The 16,431-nt window shown below is 51.6% G+C and carries 16 protein-coding genes; 5 read left to right on the forward strand and 11 right to left on the reverse strand.

What is annotated here, in order from left to right; genetic code table 11:
• Positions 1 to 37: 37 nt before the first annotated feature.
• The 8 genes from EIZ37_RS19620 to EIZ37_RS19655 form a co-directional block, all read right to left on the reverse strand.
• The gene (locus EIZ37_RS19620) at positions 38 to 352 is read right to left on the reverse strand and encodes an AzlD domain-containing protein (protein ID WP_134686470.1); all 315 of its coding nucleotides are present in this window, start codon (positions 350 to 352) and stop codon (positions 38 to 40) included.
• On the reverse strand, positions 349 to 1,083 hold the full coding sequence (locus tag EIZ37_RS19625) for an AzlC family ABC transporter permease (protein ID WP_134686471.1): 735 nt from the start codon (positions 1,081 to 1,083) through the stop codon (positions 349 to 351). The genes EIZ37_RS19620 and EIZ37_RS19625 overlap by 4 nt, the downstream gene beginning before the upstream one ends.
• A complete protein-coding gene (gene pdxR, locus EIZ37_RS19630; RefSeq protein WP_134686472.1) occupies positions 1,080 to 2,501 on the reverse strand; it encodes a MocR-like pyridoxine biosynthesis transcription factor PdxR in 1,422 nt (473 codons plus the stop codon). The genes EIZ37_RS19625 and pdxR overlap by 4 nt, the downstream gene beginning before the upstream one ends.
• 127 nt (positions 2,502 to 2,628) lie before the next feature.
• The gene (locus EIZ37_RS19635; protein WP_134686473.1) at positions 2,629 to 3,684 is read right to left on the reverse strand and encodes a DUF4855 domain-containing protein; all 1,056 of its coding nucleotides are present in this window, start codon (positions 3,682 to 3,684) and stop codon (positions 2,629 to 2,631) included.
• Between the two features lie 813 nt (positions 3,685 to 4,497).
• Positions 4,498 to 5,019: an ADP-heptose synthase gene (locus EIZ37_RS19640; protein WP_134686474.1), complete on the reverse strand. Its 522-nt coding sequence runs from the start codon at positions 5,017 to 5,019 to the stop codon at positions 4,498 to 4,500.
• Positions 5,020 to 5,093: 74 nt separating this feature from the next.
• On the reverse strand, positions 5,094 to 6,044 hold the full coding sequence (gene coaA, locus EIZ37_RS19645; protein ID WP_134686475.1) for a type I pantothenate kinase: 951 nt from the start codon (positions 6,042 to 6,044) through the stop codon (positions 5,094 to 5,096).
• Between the two features lie 113 nt (positions 6,045 to 6,157).
• On the reverse strand, positions 6,158 to 7,246 hold the full coding sequence (locus EIZ37_RS19650; RefSeq protein WP_134686476.1) for an HD-GYP domain-containing protein: 1,089 nt from the start codon (positions 7,244 to 7,246) through the stop codon (positions 6,158 to 6,160).
• Between the two features lie 90 nt (positions 7,247 to 7,336).
• Positions 7,337 to 7,960 carry a MerR family transcriptional regulator gene (locus EIZ37_RS19655; protein WP_134686477.1) on the reverse strand — a complete coding sequence of 208 codons (624 nt, stop codon included), beginning with the start codon at positions 7,958 to 7,960 and terminating at the stop codon, positions 7,337 to 7,339.
• A gap of 283 nt (positions 7,961 to 8,243) precedes the next feature.
• Between EIZ37_RS19655 and EIZ37_RS19660 the strand changes: the two genes are divergently transcribed.
• From EIZ37_RS19660 to fabI, 3 genes are all read left to right on the forward strand, one after another.
• Positions 8,244 to 8,981 (forward strand): ZIP family metal transporter, encoded by a 738-nt coding sequence (locus tag EIZ37_RS19660; protein ID WP_235828108.1) that lies wholly within the window; start codon positions 8,244 to 8,246, stop codon positions 8,979 to 8,981.
• A gap of 64 nt (positions 8,982 to 9,045) precedes the next feature.
• Positions 9,046 to 9,225, forward strand: coding sequence for a hypothetical protein (locus tag EIZ37_RS19665; RefSeq protein ID WP_134686478.1), 180 nt, complete (start codon positions 9,046 to 9,048; stop codon positions 9,223 to 9,225).
• Between the two features lie 114 nt (positions 9,226 to 9,339).
• Positions 9,340 to 10,116: an enoyl-ACP reductase FabI gene (fabI, locus tag EIZ37_RS19670; protein ID WP_134686479.1), complete on the forward strand. Its 777-nt coding sequence runs from the start codon at positions 9,340 to 9,342 to the stop codon at positions 10,114 to 10,116.
• A 163-nt stretch (positions 10,117 to 10,279) separates the two neighbouring features.
• Here the strand turns inward: fabI and EIZ37_RS19675 are convergent, their stop codons facing one another.
• Both EIZ37_RS19675 and EIZ37_RS19680 read right to left on the reverse strand, forming a co-directional pair.
• Entirely contained in the window at positions 10,280 to 12,577 is a 2,298-nt protein-coding gene (locus EIZ37_RS19675) for a UvrD-helicase domain-containing protein (protein ID WP_134686480.1), read from the reverse strand.
• Between the two features lie 204 nt (positions 12,578 to 12,781).
• A complete protein-coding gene (locus EIZ37_RS19680) occupies positions 12,782 to 14,137 on the reverse strand; it encodes a hemolysin family protein (protein ID WP_407921156.1) in 1,356 nt (451 codons plus the stop codon).
• A gap of 293 nt (positions 14,138 to 14,430) precedes the next feature.
• Here EIZ37_RS19680 and EIZ37_RS19685 point away from each other — a divergent pair, with 293 nt between their 5' ends.
• Positions 14,431 to 15,039: a YitT family protein gene (locus tag EIZ37_RS19685; protein WP_235828110.1), complete on the forward strand. Its 609-nt coding sequence runs from the start codon at positions 14,431 to 14,433 to the stop codon at positions 15,037 to 15,039.
• Positions 15,040 to 15,097: 58 nt separating this feature from the next.
• Positions 15,098 to 16,006, forward strand: coding sequence for an MBL fold metallo-hydrolase (locus tag EIZ37_RS19690; RefSeq protein WP_235828112.1), 909 nt, complete (start codon positions 15,098 to 15,100; stop codon positions 16,004 to 16,006).
• Here the strand turns inward: EIZ37_RS19690 and EIZ37_RS19695 are convergent.
• Positions 16,003 to 16,365, reverse strand: a complete 363-nt coding sequence (locus EIZ37_RS19695; RefSeq protein WP_134686483.1) for a hypothetical protein — start codon at positions 16,363 to 16,365, stop codon at positions 16,003 to 16,005. The two genes, EIZ37_RS19690 and EIZ37_RS19695, sit on opposite strands and share 4 nt — an antisense overlap.
• Positions 16,366 to 16,431: the final 66 nt, after the last annotated feature.

The following is a 16,431-nucleotide window of genomic DNA, read 5'->3' on the forward strand; positions in this document are numbered from 1 at the left end:
GTACCCCTTTCTTTTCGCTGGATGAGCATCTAAGAGTTTAAGAGAAGAGAGAAATCACAACCACAAGGGCGAGACCGGAACCAAAGCTTACAAACACATTGCGTGTCCAGGCCATGGCTGCCAGGCAGACGACGCTTGCCATCAAAAAAACAGGCTGCCAGACGAGTGATCCCTCCTGTACAAAAAGCGAGGGGAAGATCAGACCGGCAAAAATGCCAATCGGGATAAACGCCAGCCCGTTTTTCAGACGGGGAGAGAAGAAATTACCCGGTAAGCGCAGGAAGGCCCGCCGTGCTAAGTAGGTGACCGCGGCCATACCCAGATATAAAAGAAGGATGGTTGTTCCACTCATGCGCTTTCTACCTCCTGTACAACATTTTCCCCGTCAGCCTGCTGTTTTCCTTTCTCAGGCAAAAAATATCCGACTAAAAATGCGAGCAGGCCCGCGGCAAGGAGATGCAGCCCGGTTGGCAGGACGAGCACCAGACCGGTAGCAACTGCTCCGCTCAGCAAAAAGACCAAAATCCGCAACGGTGAAAAAAGCTGATAGTAGGCCAATGCCAGAAACATCGCGGTAAAGCTGAAGCCAAGGCCGAGCGCTTCTGGATCAGGAATCCATTGACCGGCAGCAGTGCCCAACAGTGTCCCGCCGCACCAGGCGACATAGAGAGAGAGGCTGACGGCGACAATGTAAGACAGATCGCTAGGATGATTGCGAAACCGATTGAGCGTGATCGCATATTGTTCATCGGTTAGAAAAAAGGCCATGATATTGACCTGCAGCGGACTGAACGATTGATACTGCGGAGCCATGGAAAGCCCCATCAGAAAGTGCCGCGAGTTCAACAAAAAGGTCGCGAGAATAATGGCGAACAGATTGGCTTGATCTGCGAGCATGGACAGGGCGGTGAATTGGGCAGAGCCGGCATAGACGATCAGTGACATCGCCAGGCTTTCCCAGACGGTTAACCCGGTTTGCATGGACAATAGGCCAAAAATAGCGCCAAATAGGATGATGCTGACCGATATGGGTAAAGCGTCGATCACGCCTTGACGAAATGAATGCCGTGATTGCTTGTTCATGAGGAAAGCTCCTTTCGTAAAACCTCGGTAAGAATCGCCATGCCTTTTTCAATTTGCTCGATAGGCTCATGGGTAAAGCAGAGCCGGATATAGCGCTGGTCTGTTTCCCGCAGCAGGAACATATCGCCACACGTGATCGATACCCCATGCTCACGACAAGCAAGCATCAGGGCGCGGGCATTGATTTTTTCGGGCAGAGAAACCCAATGGTAAAAACCGCCGGACGGCTTGCGGTACGTACACCCAAGCGAGGTCCACTTTTCCAATTCGCTTTCCATCATTTTTGCCTGTGAAAGGTAAAGGCTTCGCGCATGCTGCAGATGGGGGGCAAGTGCGCCTGCTTGCAGAAACGATGCTAATGCAGATTGCCCCAGTGTATTCGTCGTGATGGAAAGTTCCTTTAAACGCGTCAACAGGCTGATGATGGGACGAGGAGCGGCAATCCAACCAACACGAAGGCCGGGGAGCAGCAGCTTGGAAAAGGTGTTGATGTAGATGACATGTCCAGTGTGATCCAGCTCGAGTAGGGATGGAGGCGGTTCGTGCTCGCGATGCAGATGGCGATAAGCATCATCCTCGACAATCGGAATCTGATGCTTCTCACTCAACGCTAACAGCTGCTTTCTGCGTGCCAATGAGAGAGTTACCCCGGTCGGATTGTGAAAAGTGGGGACGGTGTAGAGAAAGCGTGGCCGATAGCGAGCCAGCACGGAATCCAGAATATCGACATCCATGCCATGCTCATCGATGGGAATCGGTATCACGCGCATGCCCAATGACTGAAACAGCTGCAAGGAACCGAAATAGGTCGGCATTTCCGTTACCACGGCATCCCCTGGCTTGGCAAGCAGTCTGGCGATCGTATAGAGTGCTTCCTGTGAGCCGCTTGTGATGAGGATTTGCTCGGGGGAAGCGATGTTATCCATGTTCATCCAGCGGACAATTTGTTCGCGCAACGTCGGCAGTCCTTGTACGGAAGTAAACGAAAACACATCGAGCTGGCGGGCAGCAGACTGCAGGTGCTCCAGAAAGCCTGAGGAATGGAGGGTATGCGTTCCACCGGTCCCATGGGCAAGATTGATCGAATCCGGACGGGCAACCGAGACGGCTAACAGGTCTGCCATGTGCGAAGGATAGGCGAGCACGCTGTCCATTTGCTGCAGACTTTGCCAGTCGATCCTGGGCAAGGATGTAGCGGGAGGAAGAGGCAGCACGTAACGGCCGCTGCCAACACGTCCGGCGATAAAGCCTTCCGCTTCCAGCTCGCTGTAGGCTCTGACGATGGTATTGCGGCTTACTCCCATTTCCTCGGCAAGCTTTCGCTCAGGCGGCATTTGGGAGCCAATCGGACGTTCGCCACTTAATATTTGATAGCGTAATTGTTGATATACTTTGTGGTAAATCGGTTTCCTCCCCATCGTATCGCCTCTTTGTGCATATATATTTCTATACACTATACGATTGACGGAACATTTTTAAAAGAGCCAATTTGCCGTCAAAAAAAAGCCAGCGGCTGGTTCATGTAGGGAGAACCAGCCGCTGGCATCATGGCGATACATTTTTCGGGTACCTGCCATTTAAAAATGAAAAGATTTGATCATAAAGCGGGTCATTGTTTTGATAAAGGCTGATGATGGCTTGCTTCCTGCCGTTTTTGCCGAGGTACCAGCCGCCCGTATACCAGCCCAAGGGGGATTCCAGCATGTATGGACCAAAGTACTGTCCAGCAGCTTCATGCCCACCGGTAGCGCCCAGATTCATGTATTCGATGAAACGCGCCCGCTTAGCTTCATCGTACGTAACCCCTAAGTCCATTTCCATTTCAAACCCCTGGCCGTTGGCGTAAGCCTCAGCGGCCGCCGTCTGAAGCTTCCTTTCCGGATTGAAATAATAATTCGGCTGCAGCAGAGCCAGGTCAAATCCAAGCTGTGCCCATTCCTCACGGGCATTCGCCAGCTGGTACGGAATCCACAGGGACCGATATCGTCTGCCGCCGAAGCTCAGCCGATGGATCGCCCGGTTCACCGATCGGATCAGCAGCCGGTCATCATATTTCGGGCCTTGGTAATATATGCTTTCCTGTAGCCAATAAAAGCCTTGCAGGCATAAACGGTGTTCATAGGGAGTTTCCCGCCATCTTGCAAGGAACGATTGCATCCAATCCAAAACGGCGTCCAGCCGGAGCGCGTCATCGGGGAAGACCGAGGGATTGGGATAGGGGAGAGCAATCCAGACATTGGCGCGAGGATATGGAACGGCAGCGACTGCTTGATAAAGGGCATCCAGATTGCGGTCGCAGGCGAACAGCTCTGCTGTGTACCGTTCCCAATCCGAACGGGTAGCCGGTGCCGTTTCACTTCTCGTCAAATATTTCCCATCACCGCGCTCATCGAGGATGCCCAAAGCAAGAAATAAAAAATCGGTCCACATCTGCCCATCGAACCGTCCGGTGCTTCGGTCGATATGCGCGAGCAAGGGAATAAATTCATGGGGCTCCCAAAACTGGTACTGGGGGGCTGCATCGGGGTTCAGGCTATAGCCCGTGTAGGCCAGAAATAATTGATCGACACCGCTCTTCGCGATTGAAGGATAAGGGCTCAAAAGTCTCCCACCACTTTTCGTCCGGAAATGTCATTCATACACTGCTACCATCTATGTCGAGACGATGGTCATTATGAATGCGTCATTTCCAAGCAAGCGTCTCGGGTTTCCCTTTTTTTCTGATAAGGCTTCGATAGAAGCTGTGGTGGGGGGAGCATGTTTCGAAACTCCGCTTCATTCTACACCCCGCTGTGGGTGGGGACTGTCCGCTCCGCAGCAAATCGCGGGGGAGTGCAAAAAGTGGTATCGCTTCGGAGCTTAGCCAAGTTTGCCCCCCTTTACCCGCGATTTCCTGCTCCGCTGGGGCGGGTTCCGCAGGCGCTCCGTTTCGGAACATGCTCCCCAGCGTAGTAGATGAATTTCTTTTTGAAAGCATTACACCGGAAGTAGGAAAAACCATATTTTTCAAGAAGCTTCCATGCTTTGGCTTACATTATTCAGAAACCCCACGAGGAAGGGAAGAACGGGACGGGGCGGAGTCTTTGTCACACCTTCCAAGGTGGAGCTTGCAAAAACGGGACACGCTTGTTGCGCAACCTCTACGTATGAATACGCTTCCTCGAAATTTTTGCGCGACGTCCCGTTTTTGCAAGCGGAACCGGACAGTAATCACTCCCTTGTGGGTGTGGCAAGAACGCAGCACCGCCCGTTCTTCCCTTCCCCCACCACTATGTTTGCACAAACAAAACAAAAAGGCTCCGCCAAAAGCTTAGCGAAGCCATTTGTTTTACAAATCACGCAGATCCTGCGCAGATATCCCTTGCTCCANCAAAACAAAAAGGCTCCGCCAAAAGCTTAGCGAAGCCATTTGTTTTACAAATCACGCAGATCCTGCGCAGATATCCCTTGCTCCAGTGCAAACTCGAAGTCCTCAATATCGTAAAACTGAACCGGAATCAAGTATTCCAGCAAACGATCCTGCCAATCCGGCTGATCGGTCAAAATGGGAGCTTCAAAGTGAATCGCGGACAGCATTTGTTCCGTTTCGATCGGGTCAAACAGCTCTCCCCACATCGCGTTGTCATCAGCACGGATCAGCGTCAAGGTTACCCCGTTCTGAAAGGGCAGGGAAACCGTAGACATCGGCGCGATGAGATGCTTCTCGCATTTTTTGCGGGTGAACGGATCCTGGAAAAACTGAACCATTTCTTTCATGATATTTCGTACATGCTTATCATCATCCGGATCGAGCATGATCGGCTCGGGCAAGTGGATTAATTCCTCTAATTCATAGACCGTAGTGATGGGAATGAGATACTCCACAGGATGAGCGGGGGTCATTAATTCCCCATATATCGCCAGCATGACGGCTTCGATAACGAATTGTTTCGCCATATCGACACCCCTCCTCGTTACCATCATACTGAAATCCGTTCATGGCAACAACCTTTGTCCGCCTACTGCATCGTTTATATTTTGCGCAGCTTGATGGAGGAGACGAGGTGATTGGAGCCCTTCTCCAGAATGAGCTGCGCCCGTGTTTTGGTAGGAAGAATATTTTCGCGCAGGTTGACCGCGTTGATGTCAAACCAGATCTGCAGAGCCGTTTGGCTGGATTCTTCGTCGGTCAACGAGGAATACCGGTGAAAATAGGATAGCGGATTCTTGAATGCCGTATTGCGCAAAATTTTGAAACGATCCACGTACCATTGGGTAATGTCCGATTCTTTGGCATCCACGTACAGCGAGAAATCAAAAAAGTCCGAGACATAGACACGCGGCCCTTTTGCAGAAGAAGCGTCGGCCGAAGCGGTCTGCAGGACATTCAGCCCTTCCACAATGACAATGTCCGGCTGCTCCACGACTTGAAATTCATCCGGCACGATGTCATATGCCAGGTGAGAGTAGACCGGTGCGACCGCCTTCGTACGCCCGGATTTCACATCGGCTAAAAAGCGAATCAGCTTACGGATATCGTAGCTTTCCGGGAAACCTTTGCGTTTCATCAAACCGCGCTGCTCCAGGATTCGGTTCGGATAAAGGAAGCCATCGGTGGTGACCAGGTCAACCTTGGGTGTATTGGGCCATTGGGAAAGCAGCGCTTGCAGGATCCGTGCAGTCGTACTCTTGCCCACTGCGACACTGCCGGCAATCCCGATGACATACGGCACCTTTCCGGCTTTGCTCCCTAAAAACGTAGAGGTGGCCTTGTACAATTCCTGGGTAGCCTCCACATATAAATTCAATAAACGGGATAATGGCAAATAAATATCGGAAATCTCATCGAGAGACAGATGTTCATTGATCCCCTGCAGCTGCTTCACTTCAGCTTCGGAGAGCGACAATGGAGTAGAGGCACGAAGCTGTCTCCATTCTTCGCGAGTAAAATGAATATAAGGCGAAAAGCTGTTTGTCGTCATTAGATAAATAGCCTCCACATAAAAAAGCCCCCAGATAAGGGGCATGACTGGTTACTCACATCATAGCATATTGCACGGGTTTTTTGCTTCATGAAAAAATGAAGAAGTGCTGCTTACAACGTTTTTGTAATTGTGAGTTTGATATGTTCTTTCGCCCGCAAATCAATCTCATAGGGGGAACGGACAGATGTGCCGTCCGGTTCTGAAATGACGCGGATCGTAGGGCGATGTGGAGCCAAAGAATCAATCGACGATACGACGCCTATTTGTCCCGTACTTAACAGAACGGTTGAAGCAATCGGGTAAACAGCCACATGATTCAAGAATATTTTGACCAATTCATGATCAAATTGGCTGTTTCCGGAAGCAAACAGGAACTCTGTCGCTTCATTGGGCGAGTAGCCATGGCGGAATGGTCGCGGAGACGTAAGGGCGTCATACACGTCCGCGATGGCCACGATTTGCGCGTATTCATGGATAGCACTTGCTGATAATTGCCGCGGGTACCCCGTGCCATCAAAACGCTCATGGTGCTGAAGCGCACAATGAGCCGATAGCAAGGAAATGTCGTGCTGGGCACGCAGCAGATTAAATCCGTCTTCGGTGTGGCTATGTACACGTTTGCGTTCTTCTTCCGTAAGCGGGGACTTTTTATTCCAGAGCTCTTTGGGGATTTGGGTCATCCCGATGTCAAACAGGAGCGCCCCAACCCCGAGCTCGAGGAGCTGGTTCTGGTTATAGCCTTTTGCCAGGCCGATCAGTCCGGACAGAATCGAGACATTGACGGCGTGGTGAAAAAAATAACCGTCTGCGACATGCAGATGGCTCAAGCTGACCAGAATATCCTTGCGATTGCTCAGGTCCCCAAGAATTTCACCGAACACTTTGCGAAACGTGCTGCCCAGATTCGGGAGGGAAGTGCGTCTTTCCAAAACAGGCTGATCGATTAATCCCGTCATGGTGCGATACACGCTGTCCACCGCACGCTTCCGGGTCTCATCGCGGATCACGTCCTCCGGAATGATATCCTCGGTATGCTTGTCCTCGATATATACCGTGTCAATCCCCAGGTTCATCAAGCGATCGATGTACCGGGCTGTAAGCTCCATGCCGCTTCCCAAAAGGACGTTTCCGTTTTCCAGGAAAATCGTTTTGGCAATGACATCACCCGGCTTCACGGATTGGATATGCAGTTTTTTCATGCTGATTTCCCTACCTTTGCGTCGGTTCGTGAATGCGTTTTCATACGGAATAGGTAGAGTATACCATGTATTTGGAAAATTGGCAGTTTCTTATTCCGCAGAGATACTACGATCTGCCCGCGTAAACCAGCGCAGCGGGTTTAACGACAGACGAGGCTGATGTTTTTCATAACGCTGTTTGCGCCGGGTCAAGCGTTGCTGCATCAGGTCCATTTCAAAAGTAACGCGGCGCATCTCCAGACGCAGCGATTCTTGCATCTCTTCAATGTCTGCTATTTTTTGCAGGATAGTAGATTGCATCTGTTGGAAGGTAGAGAGGGCTGCCATTTCTTTTTGGAACTGTAAAAGCGTTTCCTGCACCGTAAACTCCAGTTCGTGAAGAGAGACTGATTGAACAGAGCGGTCTGCCGCAATGGTTATGGCCGCTTCATCAGCTGCGGTCAATTCGCCTGCTGTCGCGATTTCCTCGGGAAGCTTTCCTTCCTCGATCAATTGTCGCTGAATATCACGCAGGGAAGCATTTCCCGCATCTTTCCGCTCCTTTACCTCCTTCAAGAGGGCGAAGCCGTGCTCGCTGATCAAATAGTGACCTTGTGGATTCTTTTGCCGCTCATGCTCGGGCACGAACATCTCCAGCCAGTTGCGCAAAGTGCGTACGTGAACATCGAGGCGGTCCGCCACCTCTTTGGAAGCCATCCATACTTGTACATCCATCCCAATCACTCCTCACGAGAGAATCTGAGAGATTACTAGCTAGCGACATTATAGCACCATTTTTTCCGGGCAATCGAAAATCGACAAAGGTTCTAAAAAGTAGTGTCGATTCGCGCAAAATGGACAGGCTCTCGGCGTTTTTGTCAAAACATAGGGAAAGCCGACAGTCTTCCCGGCATTTCGCCCTCCGCGTGATGGTTGGCTGTTTTCCACATAATGCCGGTTGGACACGCGTACAATGGGAAAAGATGTCCAAAGATCAGGTAGGAATGAGGGGAAATCGGTGGAGTGGCTGCAAGCACCAACACTGGCTCTGATGATTGCTGTTCTTGCGGCAAGCGGCTTGGGCGGATTATTGATCCTCCTGCGCCGCAGCTGGTCGCATGGAGCGTTGACGATGATGATCAGTACAGGAGGAGGGTTGCTGTTAGCCATTACCCTCTTGGATCTGCTGCCCCATAGCATCAGCGGAAAGGGGGAAGCATTCATTCCGCTGGTGCTGCTGGGATTTTCCTCCTTGCTGGTGTTTGATTTGATCAGAGGGAAAGAAGAGCGGGACGGGGTAAACGGGGTTTATGGCGTCTATGCAGGAATGTTCGTACATGCATGCATGGAAGGGATGTCCCTCATGGCGAGTTACCGGGTGGATGTGCAGCTTGGCGTATCCTTGCTGGCGGCCATGATGATTCATAAAATTCCGGATGGGGTTACTGTTGCCTCGTTATTTTTGGCGGCCACACGCAGACGATTCATTGCGTTTTTGGCATCGGCTTCATTAGGGATCGCCACGCTGCTCGGAATGATACTGATGGCAGTCGCGGAAGCTTGGCTGTCCGCACGTTGGTCGCATGCCATCCTTGCGTTGACGGCAGGGATTTTCTTATATGTGTCGACCAGTCATCTCGTGCCCATGGTGCGCAGGAGCGGTGGACTGCAGGCAGGCTTTAGTTTTTTTGCCGCGATTCTCGTCTATATGCTGGTCATGTTGTTGACGGATGGCGGCTCACATTCGCATGCATAGAAGCACTCCTATGATTCCATGCTAAAAGCAAACTGTGAATCTTGTTAAAAAGAGGAGTGTATGCATGATGGAAACCGGTCAATTTCCCGAGCAAAACCAAGCGGAGGGGCAGGTTCATATGCAAGCTGAACTGCCAACGGTAGGAACACCGCTCAATCCGGTTGAAGAGGCATGGGCCTTTGATCAGAATGCGGGCGCAGCTCCGGTAGATCAATTGGCCAGCAGCATGCAGCAGGGAGAATAGCAGGATCCAGTAACGGTTTCCCCCCATTCGCTTTTTCCCCATACTTGTCCTCGTCACTGCGGGCAATATCGGTTATAATGGCAAGGGAGAAAAATGGAAAAGGGGTCGAAACAGATGGATACCTTGTTAAAAGGAAAAAATATTCTCATCATGGGTGTTGCCAACCACCGCAGTATCGCGTGGGGGATCGCGCAGTCACTTTCAAAAGCAGGAGCGAACCTGATCTTTACCTACCAAGGCGAGCGACTGCGTGACAACGTGGCAAAATTGGCGGAAACCTTGGATCAACCGGAAATGATCCTGATTGACTGCGATGTCACAAAGGATGAAGAAGTCGCTGCTGCGTTTGCACAAATCAAGGAAAAGGTAGGCGTGCTGCACGGAGTAGCCCATTGCATCGCGTTTGCCAAAAAAGAAGAGCTCGAAGGGGAGTTTGTGAACACCTCCCGCGATGGCTATGCATTGGCACAAGACATCAGCGCTTATTCCCTGGTAGCGGTTGCGAGAGAAGCTCGTCCGCTGATGACAGAAGGCGGCAGCATCGTGACCCTGACCTACCTCGGTGGCGAGCGCGTGGTGACGAACTACAATGTCATGGGTGTCGCCAAAGCAGCATTGGATGCCAGCATGCGTTATCTGGCAGCAGATCTGGGCAAAGAAAACATCCGCGTCAACGCGATCTCCGCAGGACCGATCCGCACGTTGGCGGCAAAAGGGATCAGCAACTTCAACGCGATCACCAAGGAAATCGAGGAAAAAGCGCCGCTTCGCCGCATGATTGACCAAAGCGAAGTGGGAGATTCCGCGCTTTTCCTGTTCAGTCATTTGTCCCGCGGTATTACCGGGGAAATCATTCACGTCGATGCTGGCTACAGCATTATGGGTCGATAAAAGAAATGGCATAAAAAGCTCCTTCCTGCGGCATCTTAGAAAAAAGAGGCAGGAAGGAGCTTTTCTCATGCTGTATCCGATTATTACTTCCTATGAAGAAATGCTGCATTACTTGGGACGCTTTGATTATTTGATTCCCCCAGATTCAGGAGCACCGGAGGAATCAGCGCCCCATCTCGGAAATGAAGCGGGAGACACGGGTTTTTCTGCTGAACCGATTCTGGGGAATTCCAATACATAACTGGCGCTTTGCGCGCGTAATCGCGACGTACATCAAGCGTCTTTCTTCCTCGAGGGCGAGGGAATTCCCCTTGCGCGATTCATCGAGTGCATACTCATGTGGCAGTGCACCCTCGACGAGATCAGGGAGGAAGACCGTATCAAACTCGAGTCCTTTTGCTCGATGGATACTTAAAATCTGCACACTATCATCTAGCGTGGGAGCCAGTTTTCGCCACGCTTTTTCCTTTTGATTCATTTCCTCGATATGGGCGAGAAATTCTGGCAGCGTCGCATGCCGTCTTGCGGTGACCAGCAGTTGCTGCAATTCGTCGCTGGCCCGATTTTTCGCCGGTCCGGACTTTTCTTTGTTCCGCTTTTTCACATACTCACGCAGCTTGCCGTCCTCGAAAATAAGCTCCAGCGCCTGGGCGGGCGTACATCCAGGAAGATCCTTGAGCAGGTCGGCGATCTTTTGCAGATGGCTGCGCTGATATCCCTTCAAATGGGGGAGACGGGGCAATACATCCACCAGCGGCGCATCATCGAGAATCGACTGGCTGCGCAGCACATTCCACTGCTCCTGCGAAAGATACAAGGTGGAAAGGATCTCCCGCATGGCGCTCGCATCATCGCGATTCAAAGCGAGCTTCAGGTAATTCAAGGCCCAGCGTACGGCTTGCTTTTCATAGAAGGGTTCTTCCTCCTGTACAAAGCGAAAAGGCAGATTGGCCTCCATCATCCGTTCCAAAATCGGCCTTGCAGATTCGTTGGTCCGCAGCAAGATGGCGAACTGCCGCAATGACGCTCCTTTTTCCTTCTGCACACAGATTTCATCGACGATGCGGGAAGCCTGCTCCTCTTCGTCTGCAGGGTAAAAAAGATACGTGTCTCCTTCTTCTGGATGAAAGGACTTGATATCCTTTTTCCACCGCGAGCGATTATTGCCGATCAAGGAATAGCCGAGACTGACGATCGAGGAACGCGACCGGAAATTGACCTCCAGCGTAATCGTCTCCGCTGCCGGATAATCCTTGGTAAAGCCCAGGATGTATTGCGGGTCGCTGCCGCGAAAGCCGTAGATGGACTGATCGTCATCGCCGACCACGCACAGATTGTTTTGCGGTGCGGCCAGCAGCTTGATTGTTTCATACTGGATTCGGTTAATATCCTGGAACTCATCGATCATGAGGTAGTGGATGCGCTCTTGATAACGGCGCAGCACATCCGGATCCTCGGTCAGCAGCTGATAGCAGCCGCTGAGCATATCATCGAAATCAAACCAACCGCTTCTGCGTTTCGCTTCTTCATAGAGCGGAAAGAGGAGCTGTGCGCGCCTGATTTCCTCGCTGTCCGGAGCAAGGGCGGCCGCCTGCGAAGGGGAGAGGGATTCATTTTTCCAGCGGCTGACCAGATCCAATGCTTCATCAAATTCACTCTCTTTTTGAAAAGAAAGCTCTGTATGCTGGAGCAAGCCGGATTCCTGGAGCAAGCGCCGTTTTTGCCAATTTTGTTTCAGAAGCTTCTTCTGGTCCCACTGCTGCGGCCTGTGGTGCTGAAGCATGCGATAAAAGATCGAGTGAAAGGTTCCGGTGACCAAGCTGGCCGCTTGCTGTCGGGACAGGCGGGCAGCCAGCCGCACCTTCAGCTCCTCAGCTGCTTTGGTGGTAAAGGTGACCACCATGATATGGCGTGGATCCACGCCTTTTTCCGCGATCAGGTGGCTTGTCCGCTCCGTCATGACCCTTGTCTTGCCGCTACCTGCGCCGGCCAAAATGAGCAGAGGCCCGTCCGTTTTATGCACCGCGCGCAGCTGATGAGGATGTAGGCTCTCTTCCTCGTCTCTGGACCAGGCAGGGATCGCGAACCGCGGAGTGAGACGCTCGCGAAATTCCTGCGGCTTCGCGGGTGTCTGCATCTGTTCGTCCTGGCTGGTAATCGCACGGCTTTTGGGGAGGCGAAAAGAGCCAATCCGTACCTCGCTTGCTGCCGCTGTTTCCTGTTTCGCCTCCGATACAACAGCCGGTACAGGCACCTCTTCGGGCGACAGCCCGTGACAATCGGAGGCGGACACATGGACGAAATGCGGGTCGACGCTGATCCCCGCGAGCAGACGCAGTGGCTGTGCGCATCGTGGACAACGGAGCTTGCCCTGTGCACTGAGCGTACGCCAATCAGGGATTCGCTCGTATGTATGTTCTTGGATGATGATGGTTTCCCCATCAGTGATGGCTACTTTCATTGCTACACCTCTTACAAGACTCTTACGTGTTTTGGCGCATACAGAGTCCTTTGTTTCCTAACCGTTCGTAAAGAAAAGCCTCTCTCATCGTACCAGATACCCCGGCAGATGTAAGGGCTTGACGGCATGATTTCGGTATGGGCCGCACATGGAAAACGGAGCCGCTCTGTGAAAAGAGGGGCTCCGCTTATGTTTCATGCAAGATTATTGGGCTTGCATCAAAAAATTGGAATCTTTCTCCAAATCATCATTTTCTTCGGTTTGGCTGATTTCCACGCGTGTGATCCGGTGGTTTTCCAGCTCGCTGATGGTGAATACATAATTTTCGTATTGGACGGACTTTCCGGCGGCTACTTCCTCATTCAGTTGGCTGTAGAGCCAGCCAGCAATCGTATCGACGTCATCTGAATATATTTCAATCGGGATATAATCGCTCAGCTCGGATAACAAGGTTTTCCCGGAAACGGATAATACATTATTGGAGGATTCCACCTCGGGACGTTCATGTTCATCGAACTCGTCTTGAATATCGCCGACGATCTCTTCCAGGATATCTTCCATGGTGATCAAGCCTGCGGTGCCGCCGTATTCATCAATGACAATGGCCAATTGCGAGCGGCGTTTTTGCAACAGTCGCAGCACATGGCTGATCTCCATCGATTCCGGAACGGTGACGACCGGGCGGATGAAATCATGCAGATTTGCCTCGCCTTTGGTCAAGGCGGACAGATAAAAATCGGTGGTATGCACGAAGCCGATAATGCGGTCCTTATCCTCGTGGGCGACCGGCAGGCGGGAGTGCCTCGATTCGCGCATGATCTCCAGATTCTCTTCATACGTATTGTCGTCATACAAGCAGATCATATCGATGCGCGGAATCATGATTTCACGGGCCAAACGCTCGGAAAATTCGAAAACGTTGTCCATCAAGGCCAATTCCGTCTGGTCTATATGACCGCTTTTATGACTTTCACTTACCAGTAGTCGGATTTCTTCTTCTGTATGAGCGGACTCATTTTCGGTGGCCGGCTCGATACCGATGCGACGCAGGAAGAAGTTGGCCGTACCGTTCAGCATCCAGATAAGCGGATAGCTGAGCTTGTAGAAGAACATGAGCGGTGCTGCTGTCCATAGTGAAGTGGTTTCTGCTTTTTGTATCGCCAGCGATTTGGGCATCAGTTCACCAAAGATGATGTGCAAAAACGTGATGAAGATAAAGGCAATGGCGACCGAGATCGGTGTCACCAGATACCCCGGCATATGCAGCCAAGCGAGTACCGGATGTACGAAATGGGCGATTGTCTCTTCCCCCACCCAACCTAATCCGAGCGATGCCAGCGTGATTCCCAGCTGGCAGGCAGACAGGTAGGCATCAAGCTTTTGCGTGACCTTTTGTGCGTATTTCGCCCGGGTGTTGCCTTCACTCACCAATTGCATTAAGCGAGTCTGACGGACCTTCACCAAAGCGAACTCTGCTGCGACAAAGAAACCGTTGAGGAGCACTAAAAAACCAACAAGCAGCAGTTTGAACATGGTCTCCCCTATCGGAATACTCTCCAAGTAAGTCTCCAACCTTTCAGCGGAAAGGAGGAGAATTCACCTCCCACATCTTTTCAGTTTTTTTCAGAAGGATCATGTTCCTTCATTGTTACCCAATAGTATACCAAGAAGAAAAGCAAAGAGTCAAAAGCGTAAGAACTGTAAGAAAACGGTTTTCTTCACAAATTTTTAATAAAAAACAGGTATAGGCCAGGCGGACATGGAAACGCGCCGGAACGGGACATACCGCCTGTTTGCCTGCATAGGATAGGTACAGGTATCAAATGAAGGGAGCGGGAAAGGGGGGGAGGCTTATGCTGCTGCAAAAGGTGATGGCCGTACTGGTTGGCAGCATACTTGTCGGGTTGGGCGTCAATTGGTTGATCGTGCCGCATAAATTGATGGATGGCGGCATGATCGGAATCGGGTTACTCGCCAATTACTACTTCCAGCTTTCCCCGGGTTTGATCATCATCTTCGTCAGTATTCCCGTCTACGCGATCGTGTTTCTCTACAACCGCTGGCTTTTTTTCAACAGCTTTCACGGCATGCTGCTATCCTCTTTTTTTATCGATATATTGTCCGGCATGCGCCAATGGACGATCCCGCCGATCGAGGTGGCATCCGTCCTGGGCGGCATGATGATTGGCACAGGTATCGGGTTGATGCTTGCCTATGAAACCAATACAGGGGGGACGGATTTGCTCGCCCAGTTTCTCGCGATCCGCACGGGGATTCCTGTCGCCCTGCTGATCTTTTTCATCGACGGTCTGATCATTTTCAGCTCCTGGGAGGCCATTGGAAGCTATCGCGTGGCTTTTTCCATCCTCACGATCTTGAGTGGAGCGGTCGCCACCCACTGGTTTAGCCAAATCCGCGAAAAACCGGTCCCCTACGAGATTGTACCCTTGCGGAGAAAGTAAACAGTCAGTAAAGTAGAAAATAATGCCAAGCATTACGCGAGGAAAAGGGGAGGTCCGTATGTCGTCAAAGCATGCACCGGTGATGGTCAAACCGGGTATCGGGTATTTTCCCGGCAGCGTCAATATCGGCCTGGTTCTCGGGAAAAGCGGAGCGATCATTATCGACTCGGGGCTGGATACGCAGACTGCCAAAAAAATAAAAAAAGGGTTGGACGAGCTGGCCCAACCGCTGAAAGCTATTGTGCAGACGCATGCACATGCCGATCATTTTGGGGGAAATGCTCATCTGCTGTCCGTTTTTCCCGAGGCTCAAGTGTATGCGCCGCCATTGGAGGAAGCGGTCATCCGCTATCCGGTGCTGGAGCCGATCTATCTGGGAATGGGAGCAGCTCCGATGGCGGAGTTGACGAACAAGTTCTTGATGGCGGAAAGCTCTAGGGTAGACACGCTTTTACCCATAGATGGGGAAGTGGAGATTGACGGCATCTTGCTTCGCACGATCTCCCTGCCTGGACACAGCTGGCAGCAGGTAGGGATTGTGGTCGATCAAATCTGCTTTGCCGCTGACGGGTATTTTGGGGTCGACACCCTTGCCAAGCATAAGCTGCCGTTTCTCGTCGACGCGCATGACACGTTGCTGTCGCTGGTCAAATTGCTGGAATCCAACTATGAGGGATATTTGCCGGGTCACGGGCCATTTGAGCAGTCCATCGAGCGGACGATTACCCACAATATCCATTGTCACCGCCGGATCATGGACCGGATCGAGGCGCTGCTGGCTCATGACGAACTGACGCTGGAGCAGGGACTCGCGGCGCTATGCGCACAATTGGAGATACAGATCGATAACATGACGAGCTATGTCCTTTACCGTACGGCGTATATGGGATACCTGGTCGGACTTTCCCGTGAAGAGCGGATCTCGTACCGCTTCCACGACAATCAGTTATTATGGAAGAAACGCTAAGATTCCTTCGGAGGACTTTGGAGGTAATCTGCAATTTCCGCCAGCTTATGCTCAGCCGCTTCGCGAACCGGGGTCGGGATGAAGGTGACTTGCCTGGAAAGGGCTTTCAATTTTTCTTTCGCTTCCAGGTAAGGCTGCCCGAACTTGACTTTCAGCTCTCCATTGGACGAATAGGGGATCTGGTAACGGGTCGGGATGCGCAGGAAATAAGAGGTGCTGGTCGACGAATCGAAAATGACCACATCATAGGCGGGAGAACTCTTTCCGGCAGATCGGGTGAACCCTTGTTGCCTCAACATGCTGTCCACGTAGGAGAGGGGCTGCACGACGCCGCGAAGCGATTTGCTTTTGAGTTGCATAGGTGTCCTCCTTGATCTAAGGTAGTATGGTAGATATATATGTGGCAGCATAAATATTCAGACGCT

The organism is Brevibacillus migulae (assembly GCF_004521915.1).
Lineage (GTDB): Bacteria > Bacillota > Bacilli > Brevibacillales > Brevibacillaceae > Brevibacillus_F > Brevibacillus_F migulae.